Here is a 25,429-nt window from a genome sequence, read left to right as displayed (position 1 = left end):
GGCATGCAGGCTGCACTGATCTTCCCAAGAACGGATAACAAGTACTGCAGGAGGAGCCGGCATGAATCGCCCCAACGTCAACCGCACGCAGATCGCTGTAGTACCCCTGCAGCAGCTGCTGTTCCTCGGCATGGCCCTGCTGCTGACCTTGGCGGTCGGCCTGTTCCATCACAGCTGGCAGACCGCCCGGCTGGCCGAGCAAGTGGCGGCGCAGACTGCGCTGTTGACGCAGCTGCGGGCAACGCCCCACGCCAGCACCTTGGTCAAGGCCACCCAGCCACTGCCCAGCGCCGATACTGCCCCTGCCGTTCTCGACCGCGTCGAGCCTCAGGAACGTTGGGTGTTCTGATACTTCTGACCGATTTCGTACAAGAAAAGGAGAAACATCATGCTGAGTTGGGCTATCACCTTCCTGATCATCGCCATTATTGCCGCAGTCCTGGGCTTTGGTGGTATCGCCGGTGCTGCGACTGGTATCGCGAAGATCCTGTTCATCGTCTTCCTGGTGCTGTTCGTAGCCTCCTTCTTCTTCGGCCGCGGTAGAGGTTGACGATCATGAGCAGGATGCTCCCGAAAGCCTTGGCCGTCGCACTGCTGCTAGGCAGTGGTGCGTCGGCGCTGGCCGCTAATGACGGCCAGGTCCGGGTCAACCAGTTGCTTGGCTCGGACCCCGAATACCAGAAGACCTGGCAGAACACGATAAAGAAAGAAGAGCGCTTGCCCGAATGGGTGATCAACCTCAGCGGCAGCTCGGCGCAGCAGATGTCGGCGGTGACCGAGGACGGCGACCAGTATCTGGTTGGTCCGCTCTGCGAATCCGAGGGCAATTGCACCTACAAACGCCTGGTCGTTGCCTTCAGCTGGGACAAGGACGAAGCCTACGGCATGCTTGTGGAAGTGCCAGAGGGCTTGCCAGCGGACAAGTCGCCGACCCGCCATGCGGACTACCGCTGGTTGGGCAAGCCGGACGAAGGCATGAAAGCTTTGCTGCAGGAGCAGCTCAAGCGTGACCCGAACTGGTACTAACCAGCGGTCGCGCACTGTAACGCTATAGAAGCTGAACCTTTTTATCTTTCAGGCTTCTATGATGCGCCGCCCCGAGGAGGGACGGCGCATGACCAGGGGGCCGGGCCGTTCTGACTGTTGCAGGGTCGGAGTGGCCTAGGGGTACAGGGAGTACCTCCATCATGGGCCGGGTCAGGAGAGGGTGGCATCGGAAGTTGCAGGTCGATCGGGTCTGCATAGCAGGACGTGACCGATCTGGCTTCCGAAGCGCCTGTAGGAATTTATCTATCCATACGAGCGACTTTTTAGTTCAGACACATTTTGTCGCTACCGTATATCGAAATTTTTTTAGTTGTCCGACAGGTCAGCCTGTGTGGCATTTCAGCCATTCGGATTGTCGAACACGCCATCAAACCCCCATCTTCCATACCTGCAAATCTGCCGAAAAATGGCGCATTGGCCTTGTTCGGAAATCCGAACGTTGAAAATCAAGGCTTTGGCGATGCTCGATTTCGGCTTCTGGTCTCATGCCGATTCGGTATGGGGTAGTCGTTTCCGGCATTAGACTGCCCCTGCCCACGTCGCAATAGTTGCCGCCTTTTTCCTTGGCCCGAGCGCCAGAAATACTCGCTCGCGGTGTCTTTACAGAGGGGCCCGGAACGGAACATGCAGCCCACCAGAAGCTTTCAAGCGCTCTGGAACGCGACTTTCCGTCAGGTGCCCGTGACCACTACAACAAAGGGTAATGACATGAAGAAGGCAAAACTGAGCCTCGCCTGGCAGATCGTCATCGGTCTGTTGCTGGGCGTTGCAGTCGGCGCGCTACTGAATCATTTCAGTGCAGAAAAGGCATGGTGGATCAGCAACGTCCTCCAGCCGGCCGGCGATATCTTCATTCGCCTGATCAAGATGATCGTCGTCCCGATCGTGATTTCGTCGCTGATCGTGGGCATCGCCGGGGTAGGCGACGCGAAGAAACTGGGCAGTATCGGCCTGAAGACCATCATCTACTTCGAGGTGGTGACCACCATCGCCATCGTCGTCGGCCTGGTCCTGGCCAACGTGTTCCACCCAGGCGCCGGCATCGACATGAGCACCCTGGGCACCGTCGACATCTCCAAGTACCAGGCCACCGCGGCCGAGGTGCAGCATGAGCACGCGTTCATCGAGACCCTGCTCAACCTGATCCCGTCGAATATCTTCGCGGCGCTGATGCGTGGCGAGATGCTGCCGATCATCTTCTTCTCGGTGATGTTCGGCATGGGCTTGTCGAGCCTGAACGCCGACCTGCGCGAGCCGCTGGTGCGTACCTTCCAGGGCGTGTCGGAGACCATGTTCAAGGTCACCCACATGATCATGAACTACGCGCCGATCGGTGTGTTCGCCCTGATCGCCGTGACTGTCGCCAACTTCGGCTTCAGCTCGCTGCTGCCGCTGGCCAAGCTGGTGCTGCTGGTGTACTTCGCCATCGCCTTCTTCGCCTTCATGGTGCTGGGCCTGGTAGCTCGCCTGTTCGGCTTCTCGGTGATCAAGATCATGCGCATCATGAAAGATGAGCTGATCCTCGCCTACTCCACCTCCAGCTCCGAGACCGTGCTGCCGCGCGTGATCGAGAAGATGGAGAAGTACGGTGCGCCGAAGTCGATCTGCTCGTTCGTGGTCCCGACCGGCTACTCGTTCAACCTCGACGGTTCGACCCTGTACCAGAGCATCGCGGCGATCTTCATCGCCCAGCTGTACGGCATCGACCTGTCCTGGAGCCAGCAGCTGCTGCTGGTGCTGACCCTGATGGTCACCTCCAAGGGTATCGCCGGCGTGCCGGGCGTATCGTTCGTGGTGCTGCTGGCCACCCTGGGCAGCGTGGGCATCCCGCTGGAAGGCCTGGCCTTCATTGCCGGTGTCGACCGCATCATGGACATGGCCCGTACCGCGCTGAACGTGGTCGGCAACGCCCTGGCCGCAGTAGTCATCGCCAAGTGGCAGGGTATGTACGACGCCGAGAAAGGCGAGGCGTACTACAAGTCGCTGGTGCTGGAAAAAGGCAAGAAAGAGGCCGTGGTGGCGGGCAAGACCGTCAACCAGTAAGCCGCTGAACTGAACGAAGAGCCCCGACTTGTCGGGGCTTTTTGCTGTCTGAAAGTTGACCGCGGCCGTGTTACCCACACTGGCCCCATCGCCGGCAAGCCGGCTCCCATACGGGTATCGCAAATCCCTGTGGGAGCCGGCTTGCCGGCGATGGGGTGCGAAGCGCCCCCAACAGCGCGTACGTTGATTGCGCTATCATTCGGGCATTTTTCACGGGGGAACACACGGATGCTCAACGGCCTCTGGCTCGGCTTTTTCCTGATTGCGGCCATCAGTGCCCTGGGCCAATGGCTGGTGGGCGGCAATGCCGGCATCTTCGCCGCGATGGTCGAGAGCATCTTCGCCATGGCCAAGCTCTCGGTAGAGGTGATGGTCCTGCTGTTCGGCACCCTGACCCTGTGGCTGGGTTTTCTCAAGATCGCCGAGAAGGCCGGTATCGTCGAATGGCTGGCCAAGGTCCTCGGGCCTTTGTTCGCCCGGCTGATGCCGGAGGTGCCGCCGGGTCACCCCGCCTTGGGCCTGATCACCATGAACTTCGCCGCCAACGGCCTGGGCTTGGACAACGCCGCCACGCCCATCGGCCTGAAAGCCATGCGTTCGCTGCAGGAGCTCAACCCCAGCAGCACCACGGCGAGCAACGCGCAGATCCTGTTCCTGGTACTCAATGCCTCGTCACTGACCCTGCTGCCGGTGACCATCTTCATGTACCGCGCCCAGCAAGGCGCGCCTGACCCGACCATGGTGTTCCTGCCGATCCTGCTGGCCACCAGTTGCTCGACCCTGGTCGGCCTGCTGTCGGTGGCGGTGATGCAGCGCCTGCGCCTGTGGGACCCGGTGGTGCTTGCCTACCTGATCCCCGGCGCGCTGTTGCTGGGTGGCTTCATGGCCTTCCTTGGCACGTTGTCAGCGGCCGCGCTGGCCAGCCTGTCCTCGATCCTGGGCAACCTGACGCTGTTCGGCGTGATCATCCTGTTCCTGGTGATCGGCGCGTTGCGCCGGGTGCAGGTGTACGAGGCTTTTGTCGAGGGTGCCAAGGAGGGTTTCGACGTGGCCAAGGGGCTGTTGCCCTACCTGGTGGCGATGCTGGTGGCCGTGGGCGTGCTGCGCGCTTCGGGCGCCCTGGAGCTGGCCCTGGACGGCATTCGCCACGCGGTGACCTGGATGGGCCTGGATACGCGCTTCGTCGAGGGCCTGCCCACGGCGCTGGTCAAGCCGTTCTCCGGCAGTGCGGCGCGGGCGATGCTGATCGAGACCATGCAGACCCAGGGCGTGGACAGCTTCCCGGCGCTGGTGGCGGCGACCGTCCAGGGCAGCACCGAAACCACCTTCTACGTGCTGGCGGTGTACTTTGGCGCGGTGGGTATCCAGCGCGTGCGCCACGCGGTGGGTTGCGCGCTGCTGGCCGAGTTGTCCGGGGTGATCGCGGCGATCTTCGTCTGCTACTGGTTCTTCGCCTGAGCCTGGCTGACAGTCCAGTCGATCACCTGGCGCGCCAGCTGGTCGCTGGCTGTACCGAAGCCGGCGACCACTGCCGGCACTTGCTGGCTGCCTAGCGGCTGGCGTACCTCGAAGCGTTTACTGGCGAGAATGCGCTGGCTGCGGCCCTGCACCAGCCGTGCATCGTAGCGGATCACCACCTCCACTGCCCCGCCCGGGCGGTACTCGCTCTGGAACGCTTGCAGTTCGCCACCCAGCTCGTAGTCCGCCTGCAGGTTGCTGTCGTCGGCACTCAGGCGCTGCACTCGGCCATCGCGCTGGAAGCCGTCGAGCAGGCGATTGCGCACCAGCATCGGCGTCGGATCGCTCCAGCGGGCGCCCTTGTAGCTGCTGATCACATCCCCCTGGGGAATGACCGCGATACGCGGCCCGGCCAGGGCTTCGCTGGCCAGTGGCTTGTTCAGGCGCAGCGACCAGTCCAGCGGCGCGGCACTGCGGGCGGTCTGGCTCACCGGCAGACGATAGATATCCACAGGCTCGGACTGCGGCAGGATCGAGCAGGCCGTAGCCAGGCTCAGGGTGGAAACGAGTGCGGCCAGGCGCAGCGACAGCTTCATGGCTGGAACTCCTTGTTGTTGTCGCGGCCCAGCAGGTAGCCGCTGGGGTCGGCTTCCAGGCGCCGGGAGATGCCCTTGAGCGAGTTGAGGGTCTCGCGCAGTTCGCGGATTGCCGGGGCGATCTGGTTCAGTCCCTGGGCGCCGTCGTCCAGGGACTGGCGGTTGTCCTGCAGCAGGCTGTTGATGGTCGCCGTGCTTTCGGCCAGCGACTGCATGGCCTGCTCGGCGCTGCCGATGGCCTGCTTGCCCTGGGTGCCGAGCAGGCCATTGGCGTTGCGCATCAGGGCCTGGGTCTCGGCCAGGGTGGCATTGGCCTGCTTGCCGACCTGAGCCAGCTGTTCGATGGCCTCGGAAATCCCGCCCTTCTGGTTGGCGAAGGCGCCGGTGGTCTGCTCGAGGTTGGCCAAGGTATTGCTGAGGCGCTCGATGTTGCTCGAGGAGAACATCTGGTTGGCGTTGTGCAGCAGCAGGTTGATGTTGGTCACCAGGTCGCTGCTGTCGTTGAGCAGGCGCGAGATTGGCGATGGCGAGGCGACGATCACCGGCAGCTTGCCGTCCTTGCCCTTGAGTTCCGGGCTTTGCGGCGTGCCGCCGCTGAGCTGGATGAACGAGTTGCCGGTCACCCCCGCCAGGGTCAGCTTGGCCTGGGTGTCCTCCTTGACCGGCGTGTCGCCGCTGAGGCGCACGCGAGCCAGAACCCGGCGCGGGTCCTTCGGGTCCAGGCGCAGGCTGCTGACATCACCGACCTTGATGCCGTTGTACTGCACCGGGCTGCCGCGGGACAGGCCCGAGACCGCCTCGTTGAACACCACTTCGTAGTCCTTGAAAGCGTCGTCGACACTGGACTTGGTCAGCCACAGGCCGAACAGCATGGCGCCCGCCACCACCAGCACGGTGACCAGGCCGATCAGGACATGATGAGCTCGGGTTTCCATCGTTCAGCGCTCCTGGCGGGCGCGCAGGGCGGCGTCTTCGGCCGCCCGGCCACGCGGGCCGTGAAAGTATTCGTGAATCCAGGGATCAACGGTCTGCTCGACCTCGGCCAGGGGCCCGGCTACCAGCACCTTCTTCTGCGACAGCACCGCCACCCGGTCGGTAATGGTGTAGAGCGTGTCCAGGTCGTGGGTGATGAGGAACACCGACAAGCCCAGGGCGTCGCGCAGGGTGAGGATCAACTGGTCGAAGGCGGCGGCGCCGATCGGGTCGAGGCCGGCGGTGGGCTCGTCGAGGAACAGGATGTCCGGGTCCAGGGCCAGGGCGCGGGCCAGGGCGGCGCGCTTGATCATGCCGCCGGACAGCGAGGCCGGGTACTTGTCGGCGGCGCTGATCGGTAGCCCGGCCAACGCCAGCTTGACCCCGGCCAGGTGCTCGGCGTCGGCCCGCGACAGCCCGGCATGCTCGATCAGCGGCAGGGCGACGTTCTCGGTAACGGTCAGGGAGGAGAACAGCGCGCCCTTCTGGAACAGCACGCCGAAGCGGCGTTCGACCAGCGAACGCTGGTTTTCGTCGAGCGTGGCCAGGTCTTGGCCGAACACCTTGACCGTGCCTTCATTGGGCCGGCGCAGGCCGACGATGCTGCGCAGCAGCACCGACTTGCCGCTGCCCGAACCGCCGACCACGGCGAGGATCTCACCGCGGTACAGGTCCAGGTCGAGGTTCTCGTGCACGCTCTGGCTGCCGAAGCGGTTGCACAGGCCCCGGGCTTCGATCACCGCTTCAGTCACCAGCCCATCTCCATGAAGAACAGCGCGGCCACCGCGTCCAGCACGATGACCACGAAGATCGATTGCACCACGGCGGAGGTGGTGTGGGCGCCCACCGACTCGGCGCTGCCGCTGACCTTGAAGCCCTCCAGGCAGCCGATGGCGGCGATCAGGAAGGCAAAGAATGGCGCCTTTGCCATGCCCACGAGGAAATGCTGCACGCCGATGTCGCTCTGCAGCAGCGAGAGGAACATGGCAGGCGAGATGTCCAGGGTCAGGGCGCAGACCACCGCGCCACCGACCATGCCGCAGAGCATCGCGACGAAGGTCAGCAATGGCAATGCGATCAACAGTGCAAGCACCCGGGGCACAACCAGCAGCTCGATGGGGTTCAGGCCCAGGGTGCGGATGGCGTCGATCTCCTCGTTGGCCTTCATCGAGCCGATCTGCGCGGTGAACGCGCTGGCGGTGCGCCCGGCCATGAGGATGGCGGTCAGCAGCACGGCGAACTCGCGCAGGAAGGAGAACGCCACCAGGTCGACGGTGAAGATCGTCGCGCCGAAGTCGGCCAGCACCGTGGCGCCCAGGAAGGCCACAACGGCGCCGACCAGAAAGGTCAGCAAGGCGACGATGGGCGCGGCGTCCAGGCCGGTCTGCTCGAGGTGCGCGACCACCGGGGTGACCCGCCAGCGATGCGGCTGGAACAGGCGCAGGAACAAGGTCTGCAGGATCAGGCCGATGAAACCCAGCACCTGGGTGGTGTCCTGCCACAGCTGGTCGACGGCGCGGCCGATGCGCGCCAGCAGGAGCAGCAGCACTGGCTGCTCCGGTTCCTTGACCGGGATGCAGTAGTCCTGCACCGAGCAATAGACGTTCTTCAGCAAGGCCCGGCTGGCGTCGGGGAGTTCGTCGCTGCAGCGCGACAGGCGTTCGGAGCCCAGCAGTTCGGCCAGCAGCGAGGCACCGGCGGTGTCCAGGCGGCCCAGCTGGCTGAGGTCGACCTGGGTGTCATCGCCGTACTGGCTGCCCAGGCGCTGGCATTCGCGCTTGAGCTCGGCGTAGTGGGCCAGGGTCCAGTCGCCGACGATGCGCAGGCGGGTGGGCTGCTGCTCGGTGTCCAGGGTAGCGCTCGGGGCGGTCATAGGCTCCATGCATCTGACTGGTGAATCGGCGACTCAGATCATAGCCCATCACGGGGCAGGCCCGCTCCCACCAGAATCATGGCGTGGGAGCGGCGGTGCGCCGATGCGACTTGCCCGGCGATCTTGTCAGGATTCGACCACCCTGAACCGCAACACCCCGATCACCTGCCCGTCCTCGGTCAGCACCCTCACCTGCCACTTGCCCACGGGATTCGGTGGGAAGTTCTGCTTGTGGGTCCAGGCGCGGTAGCCCTCCTTGCGCCCGCCGTGGATGTCCAGGGCGATGCGGTCGACCTCTTTGCCGTCGAGCTGCCACACATGGTAGATGCGCTCGTTCAGCCCGCGCGGCGCGTTGATGGCGGTGTAGGCATACAGCCCGCCACTGCGGATGCGGCTGGCTGCTACTTCCTCCAGCGACGCGCCTGGCTGGCGGTTGAGCACCTCGGTGCTGATCGCCACGTCGGTCATCCACAGCGTGGCCGGCGGCACCCAGGAGCGCAGCAGCCAGCCGCCGCCGCCCACCGCCAGGGTCACCAGCACCAGCGCTACGCCACGGCGCCAGGTGTTGATCGGGAAGCTGCTGGCCAGGCTCGGGAACGACAGCGCCATGGCGGCGATCAGCGCAAGCTTGAAGCTCTGCGCGGTGGTCAGGTGAAGGATGATCGGCAGCGCCGTGAGCATGGCCGCGAACAGCGTCAGGGTATGCAGCGCCAGGAACAGCCAGCGCCGCGGCACCAGCCACTTGTGATACAGCGGGTCGATGATCGAGATCAGCCCCGCGGCACCGAGCAGGCCGGTGAACACCAGCTGGCCGCTGTTCCAGGTGGTGGTGATGAAGAAGAACGGCAGGACGAAGAACAGGCTTTCCTGGTGAATCATCTGCGTCGCGAAGCGCAGCAGCGGTTGTGGGATCTCGCGCTTGAAGGTGCGGGCGAACAGTTCGGTGAGGGTGTTCTCCAGCATCAGCCAGACCCAGCTGACCAGCATCGCGATGGCGATCCATCTGGCCAGGCCGGCCTGGCGGTCGACCAGGATGAAGCTGCCGATCCCCGAGACGAAGCCGTAGAGCGCAATGATGCCGGGGTAGCGCTTGAGCAGCTCGATGATGCGCAGGATAAAGCTGGGGAGTGGGGGCATGGGGCAAGCAACAGGGAGCGGTGGATGGCTGTGCCAGCTTCATCGCGGGGCAAGCCTGCTCCCACGCATGAGTCGGCGTGGGAGCGGGCTTGCCCCGCGATGAGCGCTAGCGAACGGCTTACAGGATACCGCCGAATCAAGGCGCCCGTGTAGCACCGCTGGGCTTGGTGTGTGGCCGACGGCGACGGATCAACCCGACCGCCAGTATCAGCCCCAACAACAACGCCACCAGCCCATACAACTCGTCATAGCCCAGCAACGGCTTCTCGATACGCAGGTAACCAGGCTCCTTGAGCAGCTCGCGCAGCGCCGCATCGGCCTGTTTCAGGCTGACCTGGCGAAGTTCTCGCACCGGGTCGGTGAAGCGCCCGTCCTCGTAGGCGTTGAGCGCCCCCCAGTAGTAGTCGGCGAGCGCCGCGTTGCCCTGGGTGGTCCAGCTCTCCCGGGCAATCGCTGCCTCCTTGATGCGGGCGAAGGTGTCCGGGTCCAGGCCATGCTTGCGCAGGTGGTCGAACAACTGCTCGAGTACCTTGAGTGCCTTGTCGAGGTCCTGGCGCTCGAGGTCGGCATTCAGGCTGAGCAGCCCGCTGTCGCCAAAGCTCTCGCGTTGCACCGATGGCCCGTATGAAAGCCCGTGGCGCAGGCGCAACTGGTCGTACAGCGCCCAGTCCAGGTAGCGCGACAGCAGCTCGAGGGTCTGGTCGTGCCCCTCCTCCAGGGTCGGCTCGATGAACAGCCAGTGCAGCTTGACGTTGTCGCCCAGCCAGCCGCGGGTCAGGTCGCGACGCGGCTCGGCCTGCTGGCTGATACTTTCGAGGTTGCGGCGTTCTTCGGGCTCGGTCGCCGGCAGCTCGCCGAAGGTGCGTTCCAGATAGGCCGGCAGCAGGCGGTCGAGGCCGCCGACGACGATCAGCGACATGTTGTTGGCCACATACCAGTGCTCGCGCAACTGCTGGACCTGCTCCAGTGTCATGTCGTCGAGGTTGGAGCGTTCCGGGCATTTCAGGCCCAGCTCGGTGGCCAGCTGGTCACTGGCCGGATGGCCGATGTCCTGGCGATCGAGCCAGCGTTGCAGGCGGCCATAATGGCCACCGTCCTCGCGCTCGATGATCTTTTTCGCGGTGGCCAGCGCCTTGGCGTCGATGTGGGTATCGCGGACCACCGCCAGCAGCAGGTCGAGCACCTTGCGCTGGTTGCGCGCCGGTGCCTCGATGACGAAGGTGGTGTCGGCGTTGCTGGTAAAGGCGTTCCACTCCCCGCCCAGGGCCTGGATGCGCTCCTCCAGGCCGCCCTCGCCCGTCTCGTCGATACCGCTGAACAGCAGGTGTTCGAGCAGGTGCGGCAGCTCGCGCTGGTCACAGTCGAAGTCGTCCAGGCCCACGCCCACCACCAGGCGGATCGACACATGATCGCGCTCGTAGCCGGACTTGAGGATTACCTGCAGGCCGTTGGGCAGCAGGTAGCCCTCGACCCGCGAGCGGTCGAGGGCGAGCGTGGGCAGGCTGCAGATCAGCAGGCAAACGAACAACAGGCAACGCATAGGCGAGCTTCGGTCTCCGGGGTGTCGTGGCTCAAGGCTGGCGGGCTTCGTCCGGCACGCTGTCGAGCATCAGCCCGCCGGTATCGGTGCCGCCCAGTACCACATAGGCACTGCTGCAGAACAAAGAGTTCAAACGCTTCATGTCGGCAATGAGCTCCAAGTGTAGCGAACTGGTCTCGATACTCTGCACCACTTTACGTTGCAGGCGGCTGACATGGGCGTGGGCCAGGCGCCGCTCCTGGGCGCGGAAGCGACGTTTCTCGCGCAGCAATTGGTGCGCGCTCTGTGGGTCGGCGCTGAGGAACACCGACAGGCCCAGGCGCAGGTTGGCCAGCAATTGCTCCTGCAGGCCGGTCAACTCCTCCAGGCCGACCTGGGAAAACTCCCGGCGCTGCGAGGTCTTCTGCTGCTGCACCTTGCGCAGCATGCGCTCGATCAGGTCGCAGGCCAGCTTGAGGTTGATCGCCACCTCGATGATCTCTGCCCAGCGCCGGTTTTCCTGTTCGGCGAGGTCTTCACGGGGCATCTGCGCCAGGTACAGCTTGATGGCGTTGTACAGTGCCTCGGCATCTTCCCCGAGGGCCCGAACCTGTTGCGGCAAGGCCGTCTGGGTACCGCGCAGGGCGCCGAGCATGGCCTCGAGCAGGCTGTCGACGATATCGCCCAGGCGCAGGGTCTCGCGCACGGCGTTGACCAGCGCCAGGCTGGGGGTGTTCAACGCGGTCGGGTCCAGGTGGCGTGGCTGGTGGTGGCCATTGCCGTTGTCGCGTTCGGGCAGCAGGTAGCCGCACAGGCGGCCCATGGGTTTGACCGTCGGCAGCATCAGCAGGCAGCGCAAGGTGTTGTAGAGCAGGTGGAAGCCGATCACCAGCTCCTGCGGGCTGAAACTCAGGCTGTCCATCCAGGCCACCAGCGGGTGCAGCACCGGGATGATCAGCAGCAGGCCGATCACCTTGTACAACAGGCTGCCCAGCGCCACCCGGCGCCCGGCGCTGTTCTGCAGGCTGGTGGTAAGGAAGGCGAGCAGGCCGCTGCCGATGTTGGCGCCGATCACCAGGCCGATGGCCACCGGCAGGCTGATTACCTCGGCGCCCGCCAGGGTGGCGGTGAGCAGCACGGCGGCCAGGCTGGAGTAGGAGATCATGGCGAACAGCGCGCCGATCAGGGCATCGAGGAGGATATCGCCGGTGAGCGAGGCGAACAGCACCTTCACCCCTTGGGCGTGGGTGATCGGCGCGGCGGCGTGGACGATCAGCTGCAGCGCCAGGATGATCAGGCCCAGGCCGATGCCGACGCGGCCTAGCTGGCCAGCGCGGGTCTGCTTGCGCGAGAGGAAGAAGATCACCCCGAGGAAGATCAGCAGCGGCGACAGCCAGGACAGGTCGAAGGTCAGCACCCGCGCCATCAGCGCGGTCCCGACGTCGGCACCGAGCATGATCGCCAAGGCCGGGGTCATGGCCATCAGGCCCTGGCCGACGAACGAGGTGACCAGCATGGCGGTGGCGTTGCTGCTCTGCACCATGGCGGTGACCAGGATACCGGCGATGAAGGCCAGCGGGCGCTTGTTCATGTTCTGGCCGAGCACGCGGCGCAGGTTCGAGCCATAGACCCGCAGGATGCCGGTACGCACGATATGGGTGCCCCACACCAGCAACGCCACGGCGGATAGCAGATTGAGCAGGGTCAGCATGGTCGGGCCCCCTTTTCTTCTATGCCCCTGGGCGGGGCCAATGGGTGCAGCGGCGAGCCTGGCCCGGGGGTGGGCTGTTTTTTCCAGTGCTCACTGAAGCTTTAGTTGTTTTGCGTGGCTGGCGCCAGCTTGGCATGGGTGAAACGTATTTGAAACATGCTCTGGCCTCATCGTCGGCAGCAAAAAAGGCCCCGAAGGGCCCTTTTGCTACCGCGCTTCCTGGGTTTATTGACCCGGGATGTCCTTGCGCAGTTTCACTGGATCGTGTTCCTTGCCCTTCTTGCGTGCCATCGCCGTGCGCATGCGGATGTTGATCGCCTCCACCGCCAGCGAGAAAGCCATGGCGAAGTAGACATAGCCCTTGGGCACATGCACATCGAAGGACTCGGCGATCAACACCGTACCGACGACGATCAGGAACGAAAGTGCGAGCATCTTCAGCGACGGATGCTTGTCGATGAAATCGCTGATGGTGCCGGCGCAGAGCATCATCACCAGCACGGCGACGATGATCGCGGCGATCATCACCGGTACGTGGGAGACCATGCCCACCGCGGTGATCACCGAGTCCAGCGAGAACACGATGTCGATGATGGCGATCTGGATGATGGTGTAGAAGAACTTGCCGCCAGCCCCTTTCGGCTCGTCGGGGTTTTCGTCCTCGCCTTCCAGGCCGTGGTAGATCTCCTGGGAGCTTTTCCACAAGAGGAACAGGCCGCCGAAGAACAGGATCAGGTCGCGGCCGGAGATACCCTCGCCCAGCACATGGAACAGGTCGTCGGTCAGGCGCATGACCCAGGTGATCGACAGCAGCAGCATGATCCGCGTGACCATGGCCAGGGCCAGGCCGAATATCCGCGTGCGCGGTTGCATGTGCTTGGGCATGCGGCTGACCAGGATCGAGATCATGATGATGTTGTCGATCCCGAGCACGATCTCAAGCGCGGTGAGGGTGAAAAAGGCAACCCAGATTTCCGGGCTGGTCAGCCATTCCATGTGTATTCCTTCGAGCGGTAAAGGCAAAGCGCCCTGATGGCGGGCGCTTTGCGGTTGGATGAGGCGCTTGTATTACAGACTGCTGAACAGCGGGAAAGTCCCCAGTGCCAGAGCGCCGAACATTATGCACAGGCACACCAGCACTGCCCACTTGAGGGTGAAGCGCTGGTGATCGCCGAACTCGATGCCGGCCAGGGCCACCAGCAGGTAGGTGGAGGGTACCAGTGGGCTGAGCAGGTGTACCGGCTGCCCGACGATCGACGCGCGGGCCATTTCCACCGGGGTGACGCCGTAGTGGCTGGCGAACTCCGACAGCACCGGCAGCACGCCGTAGTAGAAGGCGTCGTTGGACATGAAGAAGGTGAACGGCATGCTGACCAGTGCGGTGATCACCGCCATGTAGGGGCCGAACGCTTCCGGGATCACCGCCAGCAGGCTCTTGGACATGGCATCGACCATGCCGGTACCCGACAGGATGCCGGTGAAGATGCCAGCGGCGAAGATCAGCCCGCTCACGGCCAGCACGCTGGAGGCGTGGGCGGCGATGCGGTCCTTCTGCTGCTGCAGGCACGGGTAGTTGACGATCATGGCGATGCTGAAGGCAATCATGAACAGCACCGGCAGGGGCAGTACGCCGGCGATCAGCGCGACCATCAGCGCGGCGGTCAGGGCGCCGTTGAACCACAGCAGCTTGGGCCGGCGGGCTTCCGGGAACTGCGACACGCTGATTTCGCTGTGGTCGATGTCGTCGGTCGGCAGGTGCAGTTCACCGAGGCGGGCACGTTCACGCAGGCCGTACCAGTAGGCGATGGCGAGGATCGCCAGCACACCGAAGGCCATGGCCGGGATCATCGGCACGAAGATGTCCGAAGGGTCCACGTGCAGGGCGCTGGCGGCGCGCGCGGTTGGGCCGCCCCACGGGGTCATGTTCATCACCCCGCCGGCGAGGATGATCAGGCCGGCCATGATCCGCGGGCTCATCCCCAGGCGGCTGTACATCGGCAGCATGGCGGCGCAGCAGATCATGTAGGTGGTGGCGCCGTCACCGTCCAGGGACACCACCAGGGCCAGCACCGCGGTGCCGACCGAAACTTTCAGCGGGTCGCCCTTGACCAGCTTGAGGATCTTGCGCACGGCTGGGTCGAACAGGCCGGAGTCGATCATCAAGGCGAAGTAGAGAATGGCGAACATCAGCATCACGCCGGTGGGCGCGAGCTTGCTGATGCCCTGCAGCATCATCGGGCCGATGTCGCTGTAGAAGCCGCCGAACAGGGCGAACAGGATCGGTACCAGGATCAGCGCGATCAAGGCCGACAGGCGCTTGGTCATGATCAGGTACATGAAGGTGATGACCATGGCGAAGCCGAGGAAGGTCAGCATGGCGGTACTCCAGGCGTGGCGCGGCGAAAGGAAGGACGATTCGGGCGGATCAGCGCGTCAGGCGCTGCGCGAGGAGCAGGCGGAGGGGGACTGCGAAAAGGCGGGCACAGGAAAACATCAGAATCACCATTGTTGTTGTTGATTGGGCCGGGCGCGGAAGTTTCCGGGTGCCCTGGCTGGCCGGTCTGCTGCCGGTGGTGGCGCTATCCTATGTGGGCAAGCTTTCAGCCAGCTTTCGGCTGGTGCCAGGCGACGGGAGGTCGTTACGATGGTGGATGTCGTGGAAGGCGGGTGCCATTGCGGTGCCCTGCGTTATCGCTTGTCGGGCGCCCTGGGCAATGTCGCCCATTGCCATTGTTCGATCTGCCGGCGGGTCAGCGGGGGCACGCTGGTGACCTGGGTCACCCTGCCCTCCGAGGCTTTCCAGTGGTTGGCGGGCTCACCGCAGCGCTATAGGGCGCCGGAAACCTGCAGTCGCTATTTCTGTGGCAGTTGCGGGGCGCACGTGGCGCTGGTGACGACCCATAGCCCGGACTCGATCGATGTGACCGTGGCGACGCTGGATCACCCGGAGCGGGTGCCGGCCAATCGGCATATCTGGGTGGGGAGTCGGTTGCCGTGGTTGCAGGTCGACCCGGGGTTGCCGGAGGAGAATGAAGAAAACCTCTAGGGCAGTTGCAATCCTCCGGCGGCCTTGTGCAACGCCCGCAGGTGCTCGCCTACCTGCTTGATATTGGCCTCCACCGCCTTGATTTCCCGGCCCCGCTCGGGCCCCAGCAGCGCCCTCACCTGCTGGTCGAGGTCGGTGCTCAGGCGCAGCAGCTGCGCCTGGCGCTCGCTGCTCACCTGCTCCAGTTGCTTGCGCTCGTCCGGCTGCGGCAGGCCGTAGCCCCCTGCCCCGAGCAATTCCGCCGGGCGGCTGAGGAAGCCGCTGTTGGCCAGCATCGCCTGCAAGGTCTCGTTGGCCTTGTCGAAACTGCCATCCTTGAGTGCCCGCCCGTTCAGGTAGCGTTGCTTGACCTCATCCTGGGCCAGCAGCAGCTGGCGCCGCAGCCCGGCCTGTTCGAGCAGCAGCAAGGCCGCGCTGGTGCGCAGGTCGGCGCGCTCGAACCACTGGCGGCGCTGCTCGGCGTCCAGCGCCAACCAGTCTTCCACCGTCGTCTGTTTGATTGGCAGCTGCTTGCGCAACACCTCGAACATCGCCTGGTAGCGGTCGCGGTAAGAGTCGAAGCGATAGCCCAGGCGCAGGGCTTCGCGTGGATCGTCGAGCACGCTGGTATTGGCCAGCCCCCTGCCCTTCATGACCTCGAGCAGGCCGTTGGGCATGATGCTGTCCAGGTCATTCAGGCGTGGATTGCCGGTGCCGCTGCGCAGCAGCTTGAGCGACTCCACCGCGCAGTTGTTGGACAGGAAGTAGTAGTTGCCGTCGTAGCTCCAGTGCATCTCGGCGGCCTGGCGCACCAGGTTCTCGATCTCGGCGCGGCTGAGCTTGAGCGGCACCGAGGCCAGGCTGCGCAGCTCGGTCTTGGTGTACTCGTCGATCACCTGCCCCAGCGGCAGCACGAACAGCCGCGACGGGTAGGCGCCGACCAGGCCGTCCCAGCTGGACAGCTGCACATCATTGACGAAGGCGCGGTACGACAGCACCAGGCTCTGGTCGAGGTCCAGGCGACAGGCCGGCCCGCGTGGGCGGCCCGGGGCGCAGATCACCAGGCGCAGCATGCTGTGGCCCCAGCGGCTGACCCAGTTCTGGTTGGCTTCTGCCAGCAGGTAGTCGACCTCGTAGACCCGCTCCGGGTCGATCTCGCCCAAGGGTTGGCGGGCAAAGTCGTTGCCGGCGTTGAGGAACGGCAGGCCCTTGGCGCAGACATCTTGTTGCGGCGCCCAGGCAAAGTGGTCGCGCAGGTACTGGTTCAGTGCCGGGCGGCGGCAGCCGTAGCTGGGATCGAGGAGGAAGTACTCCATGTTGACCGCGACGAATTCCTTCGGGCTGCTCAGCTCGTAGGGGTCCGGGCTGCGCACCAGCTGGCCGTTGTGCTGCTCGCGCTCGCCGCGCCGGCCGACGTACTGCGGCCAGCCGGCCAGGTCCAGCAGGCGCGGATCGTCGCTCAAGGTGAAGCGGCGTTCGGCCTGGCCGCGACAGTCCTGCGGCAGGCCGACTTTGCCAAGCGCGCCCTGCTGGCGCTTGCAGCGGCTGATCAGCTGGCGCTCAGCCTCCGGCCACAGGCGGGCGCGGTCATAGATATGGGTCAGCTCGTGGAGCACGGTGGCCAGCAGTTCTTCGCGGACGGTGCCATGGGGGCGGTTGGTCTTCTCGCGGGCGGCGCTGCCATCCACTAGGCCCGGTAGCAGGCGTCGGTTTAGATCCAGGCTGGCGACCGGCGAGGCCTGGCCATAGGCATCCTCGGGCATGCGTGTGGTCCAGCTGACCAGGATCTGCCGGTCGAGTTGCTGCTTGAAGCGCGGTGGCAGCTTGGCCATGGCTTCGTCGAGCAGCACCTGGCTGGCCTGCCGTTGCGAAGGGTCGAGGCCGTCGGTCTGCAGCACGAGCTGCAGATCGGCCAGGGCGGGCGTGCCAAGCAGCGTCAGGGCGCAGCCCAGCAGCCAGGCACGCATGCGCTTCACAGGGCGAGGATGGCTTCGGCCAGCACCTGGTCGCTGGCGTCGCGGGCTTCGGGCACACGGGCGCGCAAGGTGTCGAAGGCGGCTTCGAGCTGCGCGCCGCGGATGTCGCCATTGCTGGCGACGAAGCTGGCGGCGTCGTCGTGGGCTTCACGCACCACTTTCGAGTCGCGGATCGAGGTGGTGGTGTCGGAGGTGAAGTCGATCGACCGGCCAAAGGCGCGGACGATGATGTTGCTGGTGGCCACCAGGGTTTGTGCGTGGGCCAGGTCGGCGAGCAGCAGCATGCCGAGGGTGGCGGCGATCAGCGGTTTACGCATGGAGCATCTCCGGAAATACAAGGGAGCGGGTAGTAGTTATTGGACGAGAATCGCCTCGGCCAGTTCACGGTCACCGACAGAGTGCCGGGCGCAGCCTTGGCGCAGGGCGTCGAACGCCGCCTCCAGGCGGGCGCCACGGATCAGGCCGTCGCTGGCGACGAACACGGCGGCATCGTCACGGGCCGCGACGATCCGTTTGCGGTCGAAGGGGGCGGCAGTCACTTGGCTGGTGACGTAACTCGTGATGACCAGGCTCTGGGTGGTGGCATCCATCGCCTGGGCGCTGTTCATGCAGGCCAGGGCGACAAAGGAAAGCAGTAGGTAACGCATGGGCTTTGAAGTGGCGATTGTCTCGGGCTGCGAAGGCTACCCCGGATGCACGGCTCGGGGCCAGTGAATCCGGGGCAAGGGCAAGGTCAGATGGCGAGGATGGCGCGCGCCAGCTGCGCATCGCTGGCTTGCAGGGCCGGCAACTGCTGGCGGATGTGCACGAATGCGCTTTCCAGCTTGGCGCCGCGGATGGCGCCATCGCTGCCGACGAAGCTGGCGGCATCGTCACGGGCGGCCTTGACGATCTTGTCGTCGCGGAACGAGGAGGAGATATCGGACGTGGCATCGGTCGAGGCGGCTACGGCGCCGACGACGGCATCGGTGGTGACGACGAAGCTGGTGGCGTGGGCGGCACCGGTGAGGGACAGCAGCAAGGCGGCGCCAATCAGGTGATAACGGGACATGTTGGTGGACTCCTGCACAGGGTCAAGGGTGGTTCTGGTTATCGGACGCTCGCTTGGCTCGTCACGGTACTTTCTATGCCAGGCGCGTATGACAAGCGTAACACGCGTCGGTTCTGACGCCTGGGCGCGAAAAACGGATCAAATCGTAACTGTATCTATAGATTTTGATTTTTATAGAACTGTTACGGTTGCTTGCGCGAGAGCTCTATTGCGCGGCTCACAACAAAAAAACCGCCGCAGTTGCCTGCGGCGGGTTCTTGAGAATTCACGGTGCCGGCCTGGGCCGGCGGCCGGCGCTTAGCGCCAGAAAGGCTTGCTCAGCTCTTCGTAGCGCTGCGACTCGCTGATACCGGCGTCGGCCAGCAGGCGGGAGTCCAGGCGCGCCAGCTGGCGGCGGCTAGCCATGCGGCGCTGCCACAGTACCAGGGTGGACAGGACGCGCAGCGGCAGGGCGGCGTTGGAAGCTTGGGCGTTTTCGAAAACCAGGTCGGAACTGAGGGTACGTTCCATGATGTGTCATCCTTCCGCTTGTGGCGGCATTAGGGAGTGATTTAACTGGTGCCCATCTTCCTCCTCTCTCGTCCAGAACAGTAGGTACAGTTCAGGTGTATTGTGATGGGCCAGTTAACTGTTGAAAGCGACTGTTGCACCGGTTATTGAGGGAACTGTACTGGTGCGCACTTTTTTGGTGCGGTTTTGTGGTGTTGGCAGGGAAATGGTCGGCAGGAAGTGAGGTATATAGCAGTACAGTAGTACAGTTTTAGATGGATGCTGACTTCAAAGTGTTCAGCGATACAGTTGCGGCGCTTGTGAAATCGAGCGCCGCCCGCGCGGCGATGGCGCGCGCAGGGGCTCCGGGGGGCTCAGACCGACAATGCTGCCCGCCGTGCACGCTCAGCCTTGCCCAGCAGCCGCTTCATCCGCCATTCGAAGCCGAACGTCAGCGCCACCGCTGCGCAGGCCAGACCCAGGGCCAGCCCCCACCAGATACCCTGTGCACCGCCACCGAAGGTGAAGGCGAACAGCCAGGCACTTGGCGCACCCACCAGCCAGTAGCACACCAGGCCGATCAGGAAGGTGGTCTTGGCGTCCTTCAGGCCGCGGATCGAGCCCATGGCAATGGTCTGCACGCCATCGAACAGTTCGAACCACGCCGCCACCATCACCAATTGCACGGCCAGCATGAAGATCGCGGCGAAGGCCGGGTCGTTGCGGTCGATGAACAGCCCGACCAGGGCATCCGGCAGCAACCAGAACAGTGCCGCGAAGGCGAACATCAGCGATGCGCCAAAACCAATGCCCACGCGCCCGGCGCTACGGGCCGCCAGCAAGTTGCCGGCGCCGTAATAAAGGCCGACGCGCATGGTCACCGCATACGAAAGGCCCGTCGGCACCATGAACGCGGTGGAGACGATCTGCAGGGCGATCTGGTGCGCCGCCAGCTCCGTGCTGCCGAGCACGCCCATGCACAGGGCGGCAAAGGCGAACAGACCAACTTCGACCATATAGGTGCCGCCGATCGGCAGGCCCAGCCGCCACAGCTCGCGCAGTGCCGACAGGGAAGGGCGCAGCAGGCCCTTGCGCAGCGGGTAGGCGGCATAGGCCTTGTGCCAGCGGATATACAGTGCGAGCGCGATGGCCATGCCCAGGGTCACCACCGCCGTGACCAGGCCAATACCCATCAGCCCCAGCTTGGGCAGGCCGAACATGCCTTCGATCAGGGCGTGGTTGAACAGGTAGTTGAACACCGTGCCTACCAGGCTGATGACCATCACCGGCGTGGAGTGGCCCAGGGCACTGGTAAAACCGCGCAGGGCCATGAAAGTCATGTAACCGGGGAGGGCAAGCGGCAGCAGGGTCAGCAACTGCATCGCCGAGTCGACGTTCTCCGGCTTCTGGCCGAACAACAGCAGCACCGGCTTGAGGTTCCACATCACCAGTGCCGAGACCAGCGCCAGGCCCCAGGCCAGCCACAGGCCACTCTGCGCCAGGCGGGTGACGCCCTCGATGTCGTTGGCGCCCTTGCGGATGGCCACCAGCGTGCCCACCGCGGCGATCACGCCCAGGCAGAAGATCGACACGAACGAGTAGCTCGCCGCGCCCAGGCCACCGCCGGCCAGGGCCTGCGGGCTGATGCGGGCCATCATCAGGGTGTCGGTGAGCACCATCAGCATGTGCGCCAACTGCGAGGCGATCAGCGGCCCGGCCAGGCGCAGCAAAGCCTTGAGTTCGGTGGTGGGCGCGACGTGCATGGGGGCGGTCCTTCTTGATGATTCTGGAAACGAGCCGTCGATTCTGAGGCTTCGGTCAGCTTTGCACAAAAGGATAAATGCGATCGGTGTCATGAGTCTGACTCATGCCTGTATGATCATCTGCTCCTATCCAGCTCCCGTATGACAGGTGCGCCATGATTCGCCAACTGCCTCCGCTCTATGCGTTGCGCGCATTTGAAGCCGCTGCTCGGCTGAGCTCGTTCACCCGCGCCGGGGAAGAGCTGGCGATTACCCAGAGCGCGGTGAGCCGGCATATCCGCACCCTGGAGGAGCATTTCGCCTGTCGCCTGTTCGTGCGCAATGGCCGCAGCTTGCAGCTGACCGAAGCCGCGCGCATGCTGCTGCCTGGTGTGCGTGATGGTTTTGCTTCCCTGGAGCGGGCTTGCGAAACCTTGCGCGGCGAAGATGACATCCTGCGCATGAAGGCCCCTTCGACCCTGACCATGCGCTGGCTGCTGGCGCGCCTGAGTCGCTTCCGCCATCTGCAGCCCGGCAACGAGGTGCAACTCACCAGTGCCTGGATGGATGTCGACCATGTCGACTTCAACCAGGAGCCGTTCGACTGTGCAGTGCTGCTCAGCGATGGCAGCTTCCCGGCGGACTGGGAAGTGCGCCGGTTGTTCTCCGAGTTGCTGATTCCGGTAGGTGCGCCGGACCTGCTCGATGATGCGCCTTGGGACGAGCGGCGCCTGGCCGGTATCGAGTTGCTGCATCCCACGCCGGACAAGCGCGACTGGCGGGCTTGGCTGGCGCGCATGGGCCTGACCGACAAGATCTCGCTCAAGGGCGGGCAGGTGTTCGACACCTTGGAGCTGGGCATGATCGCCGCCGCGCGGGGCTACGGGATCTCCATGGGCGACCTGCTGATGGTGGCCGAGGATGTGGCGCAGCGGCGGTTGAGCCTGCCCTGGCCGACTGCGGTAGCCAGCGGCATGGACTACTACCTGGTGTGGCCACGGACCCGGCCGGGCGGGGAGCGGTTGCGCCGGCTTAGCGTGTTTTTGCAGGAGGAGGCGGCGGCGATGGATTTGCCGGCTGTGCAAATCCTGTCGGCACAGGGCTGACAACCTCTCTGAGGCCACGGCAAGAAAACGTTTGCGAATATCCCGGTCCCGCACTCAAGTATTTCCTACAGACGCCGATCAACTTGCACCAGCGTCCCGGAAGAGGACGCGATTCCCCGTCGATATGCAGCGGGCGGTCAGCGTGATCAGGACGATCCCGGCCTCTTGCCAGGAGCCTTGCCATGTCTCAACCGCGTGCCCGAATCGCCTCGCAGCTCGGGATTGCCCTCGCCATCGTGCTGGCGCTGGTGATCACCGGTAGCACCCTGTTCGCCCTGCGTTCGCTGGACGACGCCAACCTCACCACGCGCCAGGCGCACCTGGCCAGCGAGGCGCGGCTGCTGGCCGATCAGCTCGATACCTTCCACGGTTCGCTAAAGGACAATACCCAGCGCCTGAGCGGTCTGTTCGAGCGGCGGTTCGCCAGCGGACTGGCGCTGCACGCGGGGGAAACGGTCAACGTCGCAGGTGTCGCGACGCCTGCGCTGTACCTGGGTGACCACCTGTTGAACAACGATTTCCACCAGGTCGACGAGTTCCAGCAGATGACGGCCGGTGTTGCGACCCTGTTCGTGCGCAGCGGTGACGACTTCGTGCGCATCAGCACCAGCCTGACCAAGCAGGACGGCAGCCGCGCCATCGGCACCCAGCTCGACCGCCAGCACCCGGCTTATCCGAAACTGATAGCCGGGCAGACCTACGTCGGCCGTGCCGTGCTGTTCGAGCGCAACTACATGACCCGCTATGTGCCGGTGCGCGATAGCGGTGGCCGGGTGATCGCAGTGCTGTTCGTCGGCTTCGACTACACCGACGCGCAGAACGCCCAGTTTGCCAACCTCAAGCGCTTCCGCATCGGCCAGACCGGTTCGCTGGCGTTGCTGGACGAGCAGGGCAAGTGGCTGGTGCCGCCGGCCGAGGTGCGCGACGGTGAGGCGGCGGCCCAGGCGGTCAAGGCGATCAAACCGGGGGCAGGGCAGTTCTGGGCCGGTGCCGGCGAGCCTTTGTTCAGCGTCACCGAGCCGTTCGCCGAGGGGCCGTGGACCGTGGTGGCAAGCATGCCCGAGGGCGAGATCCGCGAAGTGACCTGGAGCGTCGGCCTGCGCCTGGCCATCGGCAGCGTACTGGCGATGCTGCTGGCCGTGGCCGCCACCCTCTGGCTGCTGCGGCGCAAACTGCGCCCGCTGGGCGACCTGGTGCGCCAGGCCGAAGCCCTCGGCGCTGGCGACCTGAATGCCCGCCTGAGCGTCACCAGCCATGACGAGATCGGCCAGCTCGCCCGCAGCTTTAACCAGATGGGCGATGCCCTGGCGACCATGGTCGAGCATATCCGTGCCGCCTCCGACCAGGTCAGTGGCCGCGCCCGCTCGCTGTCCGGCCTGTCGTCCGGGGCCTGCGAGGGCATGGACCAGCAATCCGGCGAGATCACCAGCATGGCCGGCGCGGTGGAGGAGTTCAGCGCCACCTCGATGAACATTGCCGACAACATGGCCGGGACCGAGCGCATGGCCCGCGACAACGCCCAGCAGACCCGTATCGGTCGCAGCGCCATGGACGAAGCCTCGGTTTCCCTGCGGCAGATCGCCGAGGCACTGGGCGGTACTGCCAGTGTGATGGACACCTTGGGCGCTCGCTCGCAGGAGATCGGCGGCATTGTCGGCGTGATCACCTCGATTGCCGAGCAGACCAACCTGCTGGCGCTCAATGCCGCCATCGAAGCGGCCCGGGCTGGCGAGCAGGGCCGTGGTTTCGCCGTGGTCGCCGATGAGGTCCGCGGCCTGGCCGCGCGCACCCGCCAGGCCACCGACGAGATCTCGGGCATGATCGCCAGCATCCAGCAGCAGACCGGCCATGCCATCAGCACGCTGGAGCAGGGCAACCAGCTGATGCAGGAAGGCCTGGCGCGCAACGACAAGGTGGCCGAAGCCCTGGCGCGCATCGACGAGCAGAGCCGGGTGGCGGGCGAGCAGTTCGCGGTGATCAGCACCGCGACCCAGGAGCAGAGCAGCACCGCGACGGTGCTCAGCCGCAATCTGCAGAGCATCGCCCAGGCCAACAGCGAGCAGCGAGATGTGGCCAATGAGCTGGCCACGACGGCCCGCGAACTGGAAGGACTGGCGGGGCAGTTGCGCCAGGAAGTGGATCGGTTCCGGACTCATCGGTAGTGCATTGGGGCCGCAAAGCGGCCCCGGCTTTGCGAAGCCCTACATCGCGCTCAGACCCAACGCCTGCGCACACGCCTGCAACGAGCGCCGCTCGCTCTGCGCATACAGCGCCAGCTCATCCTGCACCTTCAGCCCCAGCGCCTGCTCGAAGGCTTCGCGGTTGGCGTTGCTGCCATAGTCGGCCTGCCCCTCGTCTCCCAGGTTGGACTGGAAGATCCCCGCCGCACTCACCGGCAGGAAGTCCTCGTACACCAGCGCCTCGTAATGCACATGCCCGGCGTCGACCAGCCCTTCCAGGGTGGTAGGTCGGCCAGGCTGCCCACGCGCCGCCAGTCCCTTGTCGGTGGCGAAATAGCGGAAGTAGGCCAGCCCTTGTTCGCGCATCTGCCCCAGGTCGTCCGGAAATTCGGCGAAATGCTCGGCGAGCAGGCTCATGTAGCGTTCTGCGTTGGCCTCGGCGGGCACGCCTCCCAGGGCCGCGCGGGTCGCGTCCAGCAGGCGGTCGTACAGCTGGCGCCCCTTGGGCGTCAGCGCTGCGCCGCGTTGTTCGATCTCGCCGAAGCGCGCCGTGTGACTGCCCTGGGCATCGCTGAAAGCGACCTTTTCCTGTAGCGCCTTGAAGCTGGTCTGGCGTAGCAGGATCGGCTGGCGGCGGGTGGGTGGCCCTTCGACCACGGCCTTGGGTGGAATGCCCTTGGCTGGCATGCCGAGCTGGATGGCGTCGATGTCCAGGGTGCGCGGGGTCAGGTGGTTGATGTGGGGGCCTTTGAACGCCACCACGTCAGCGATCAGGCGGTGCTGGTCGTGCAGTTGCTGGTACTGGTCGGCGGTAACGGTGGCGTCCTGGTGCCAGCGGAAGGTGTGCAGCGCTTCCTGGACGAAGGTCTCGGCATCGCTCGCGTTCAGGCCACCATCGCGTTCGCATTGGGCGATCAGTTCCAGCACACGGGCGGTGAAGATCTGCCGCTTGTCGAGGATGCCCTGGGCCAGTGTGCGCAGTTGCGGGTTGTCGATCAGTTCCAGGCGCAGCAGCGAAGTGAACACGCGGAACGGGCTGACATGCAGCGACTGTTCGTGCACGGCACGGAACGCAGTGGAATGCACCGGTACGCCGGCCGAGCTCAGGTCGTAATAGCCGACCGGCGCCATGCCCATGACCGCGAACAGGCGGGCGATGGTGGCGAGCTCCTCGGCGGTGCCCACGCGGATGGCGCCATGGCGCTCCTGGTCGAGACGTTCGATCTCGCCGGTCCAGCGCAGGGCCTCGGCCACCTTGGGTTGCGCAGCCATGACCTGCCGGTTGGTTTCGCTCACCAGTTCAAGCAGCGTGCCGTACAGGGGAACTTCCTGCTTGTACATGAGCGACATGGCGGCAGAGAACTGCGCACGAATGCTGTCGGGGCTGACGAAATCATGGGCGGGCATCGCAAGCTTCCTGGGTGAGTGGAGGACACTTACATGAAAGCTGGGAATGGAGATGCCGTACAAGCGAAAAAAAGTGCGGGTTTCATTCCTTTTCTTA

Annotated in this window: 24 protein-coding genes; 8 read left to right on the top strand and 16 right to left on the bottom strand. The window is 64.9% G+C overall.

Annotation, left to right across the window (positions count from 1 at the left end):
• Nucleotides 1–61 precede the first annotated feature (61 nt).
• The 5 genes from KHO27_RS21820 (at nucleotide 62) to KHO27_RS21800 (ending at nucleotide 4,548) form a co-directional block, all read left to right on the top strand.
• A complete protein-coding gene (locus tag KHO27_RS21820; protein ID WP_110696989.1) occupies nucleotides 62–349 on the top strand; it encodes a hypothetical protein in 288 nt (95 codons plus the stop codon).
• Nucleotides 350–388: 39 nt separating this feature from the next.
• Nucleotides 389–550, top strand: a complete 162-nt coding sequence (locus tag KHO27_RS21815) for a DUF1328 domain-containing protein (RefSeq protein WP_008092060.1) — start codon at nucleotides 389–391, stop codon at nucleotides 548–550.
• Nucleotides 551–555: 5 nt separating this feature from the next.
• Entirely contained in the window at nucleotides 556–1,026 is a 471-nt protein-coding gene (locus KHO27_RS21810; RefSeq protein WP_102683025.1) for an inhibitor of vertebrate lysozyme family protein, read from the top strand.
• Between the two features lie 729 nt (nucleotides 1,027–1,755).
• Nucleotides 1,756–3,090 carry a glutamate/aspartate:proton symporter GltP gene (gltP, locus tag KHO27_RS21805; protein WP_023629390.1) on the top strand — a complete coding sequence of 445 codons (1,335 nt, stop codon included), beginning with the start codon at nucleotides 1,756–1,758 and terminating at the stop codon, nucleotides 3,088–3,090.
• 228 nt (nucleotides 3,091–3,318) lie between these two features.
• The gene (locus KHO27_RS21800) at nucleotides 3,319–4,548 is read left to right on the top strand and encodes a spore maturation protein (protein ID WP_110696991.1); all 1,230 of its coding nucleotides are present in this window, start codon (nucleotides 3,319–3,321) and stop codon (nucleotides 4,546–4,548) included.
• Here the strand turns inward: KHO27_RS21800 and KHO27_RS21795 are convergent.
• From KHO27_RS21795 to KHO27_RS21755, 9 genes are all read right to left on the bottom strand, one after another.
• Nucleotides 4,530–5,144, bottom strand: coding sequence for an ABC-type transport auxiliary lipoprotein family protein (locus KHO27_RS21795; protein WP_102683026.1), 615 nt, complete (start codon nucleotides 5,142–5,144; stop codon nucleotides 4,530–4,532). The genes KHO27_RS21800 and KHO27_RS21795 overlap by 19 nt on opposite strands.
• Nucleotides 5,141–6,079 carry an MlaD family protein gene (locus tag KHO27_RS21790; protein WP_046853636.1) on the bottom strand — a complete coding sequence of 313 codons (939 nt, stop codon included), beginning with the start codon at nucleotides 6,077–6,079 and terminating at the stop codon, nucleotides 5,141–5,143. Before KHO27_RS21790 ends, KHO27_RS21795 begins: the two co-directional genes overlap by 4 nt.
• Nucleotides 6,080–6,082: 3 nt before the next feature.
• Nucleotides 6,083–6,868, bottom strand: coding sequence for an ABC transporter ATP-binding protein (locus tag KHO27_RS21785; protein ID WP_046853637.1), 786 nt, complete (start codon nucleotides 6,866–6,868; stop codon nucleotides 6,083–6,085).
• Nucleotides 6,865–7,998 carry an ABC transporter permease gene (locus KHO27_RS21780; protein ID WP_214500759.1) on the bottom strand — a complete coding sequence of 378 codons (1,134 nt, stop codon included), beginning with the start codon at nucleotides 7,996–7,998 and terminating at the stop codon, nucleotides 6,865–6,867. Before KHO27_RS21780 ends, KHO27_RS21785 begins: the two co-directional genes overlap by 4 nt.
• Nucleotides 7,999–8,115: 117 nt before the next feature.
• A complete protein-coding gene (locus KHO27_RS21775) occupies nucleotides 8,116–9,126 on the bottom strand; it encodes a DUF5924 family protein (RefSeq protein ID WP_214500758.1) in 1,011 nt (336 codons plus the stop codon).
• 136 nt (nucleotides 9,127–9,262) lie between these two features.
• Complete coding sequence (locus KHO27_RS21770; RefSeq protein WP_214500757.1) at nucleotides 9,263–10,666, bottom strand: M16 family metallopeptidase; 1,404 nt, start codon at nucleotides 10,664–10,666, stop codon at nucleotides 9,263–9,265.
• Nucleotides 10,667–10,697: 31 nt separating this feature from the next.
• Nucleotides 10,698–12,356, bottom strand: a complete 1,659-nt coding sequence (locus tag KHO27_RS21765; protein ID WP_214500756.1) for a Na/Pi cotransporter family protein — start codon at nucleotides 12,354–12,356, stop codon at nucleotides 10,698–10,700.
• Nucleotides 12,357–12,581: 225 nt separating this feature from the next.
• The gene (locus tag KHO27_RS21760; RefSeq protein ID WP_023629725.1) at nucleotides 12,582–13,352 is read right to left on the bottom strand and encodes a TerC family protein; all 771 of its coding nucleotides are present in this window, start codon (nucleotides 13,350–13,352) and stop codon (nucleotides 12,582–12,584) included.
• A gap of 72 nt (nucleotides 13,353–13,424) precedes the next feature.
• Nucleotides 13,425–14,732, bottom strand: a complete 1,308-nt coding sequence (locus tag KHO27_RS21755; RefSeq protein WP_046853643.1) for a CitMHS family transporter — start codon at nucleotides 14,730–14,732, stop codon at nucleotides 13,425–13,427.
• 268 nt (nucleotides 14,733–15,000) lie between these two features.
• Here KHO27_RS21755 and KHO27_RS21750 point away from each other — a divergent pair, with 268 nt between their 5' ends.
• Nucleotides 15,001–15,402, top strand: coding sequence for a GFA family protein (locus tag KHO27_RS21750; RefSeq protein ID WP_214500755.1), 402 nt, complete (start codon nucleotides 15,001–15,003; stop codon nucleotides 15,400–15,402).
• Here the strand turns inward: KHO27_RS21750 and KHO27_RS21745 are convergent.
• From KHO27_RS21745 to KHO27_RS21720, 6 genes are all read right to left on the bottom strand, one after another.
• The gene (locus KHO27_RS21745) at nucleotides 15,399–17,357 is read right to left on the bottom strand and encodes a DUF7844 domain-containing protein (RefSeq protein ID WP_214500754.1); all 1,959 of its coding nucleotides are present in this window, start codon (nucleotides 17,355–17,357) and stop codon (nucleotides 15,399–15,401) included. The two genes, KHO27_RS21750 and KHO27_RS21745, sit on opposite strands and share 4 nt — an antisense overlap.
• A complete protein-coding gene (locus KHO27_RS21740; protein WP_214500753.1) occupies nucleotides 17,354–17,674 on the bottom strand; it encodes a DUF2388 domain-containing protein in 321 nt (106 codons plus the stop codon). Before KHO27_RS21740 ends, KHO27_RS21745 begins: the two co-directional genes overlap by 4 nt.
• A 36-nt stretch (nucleotides 17,675–17,710) precedes the next feature.
• Nucleotides 17,711–18,004, bottom strand: coding sequence for a DUF2388 domain-containing protein (locus tag KHO27_RS21735; RefSeq protein WP_214500752.1), 294 nt, complete (start codon nucleotides 18,002–18,004; stop codon nucleotides 17,711–17,713).
• A gap of 86 nt (nucleotides 18,005–18,090) precedes the next feature.
• A complete protein-coding gene (locus KHO27_RS21730) occupies nucleotides 18,091–18,408 on the bottom strand; it encodes a DUF2388 domain-containing protein (RefSeq protein ID WP_102683036.1) in 318 nt (105 codons plus the stop codon).
• 297 nt (nucleotides 18,409–18,705) lie between these two features.
• Complete coding sequence (locus KHO27_RS21725; protein ID WP_011531561.1) at nucleotides 18,706–18,918, bottom strand: DUF1127 domain-containing protein; 213 nt, start codon at nucleotides 18,916–18,918, stop codon at nucleotides 18,706–18,708.
• Nucleotides 18,919–19,271: 353 nt separating this feature from the next.
• On the bottom strand, nucleotides 19,272–20,660 hold the full coding sequence (locus KHO27_RS21720) for a NorM family multidrug efflux MATE transporter (RefSeq protein ID WP_214500751.1): 1,389 nt from the start codon (nucleotides 20,658–20,660) through the stop codon (nucleotides 19,272–19,274).
• 155 nt (nucleotides 20,661–20,815) lie between these two features.
• On the opposite strand from KHO27_RS21720, the gene KHO27_RS21715 reads away from it, so the two are divergent.
• On the top strand, nucleotides 20,816–21,745 hold the full coding sequence (locus KHO27_RS21715) for a LysR substrate-binding domain-containing protein (protein ID WP_102683038.1): 930 nt from the start codon (nucleotides 20,816–20,818) through the stop codon (nucleotides 21,743–21,745).
• Nucleotides 21,746–21,927: 182 nt separating this feature from the next.
• A complete protein-coding gene (locus KHO27_RS21710; RefSeq protein WP_214500750.1) occupies nucleotides 21,928–23,907 on the top strand; it encodes a methyl-accepting chemotaxis protein in 1,980 nt (659 codons plus the stop codon).
• Nucleotides 23,908–23,946: 39 nt separating this feature from the next.
• On the opposite strand, the gene hglS is transcribed toward KHO27_RS21710, so the two are convergent.
• Nucleotides 23,947–25,332, bottom strand: coding sequence for a 2-oxoadipate dioxygenase/decarboxylase HglS (hglS, locus tag KHO27_RS21705; protein ID WP_214500749.1), 1,386 nt, complete (start codon nucleotides 25,330–25,332; stop codon nucleotides 23,947–23,949).
• Nucleotides 25,333–25,429: the final 97 nt, after the last annotated feature.

The organism is Pseudomonas sp. RC3H12, assembly GCF_018596375.1.
GTDB lineage: Bacteria > Pseudomonadota > Gammaproteobacteria > Pseudomonadales > Pseudomonadaceae > Aquipseudomonas.
The sequence above is the reverse complement of the archived record's forward strand: the minus strand, read 5'-3'. Positions and strand labels throughout refer to the sequence as shown.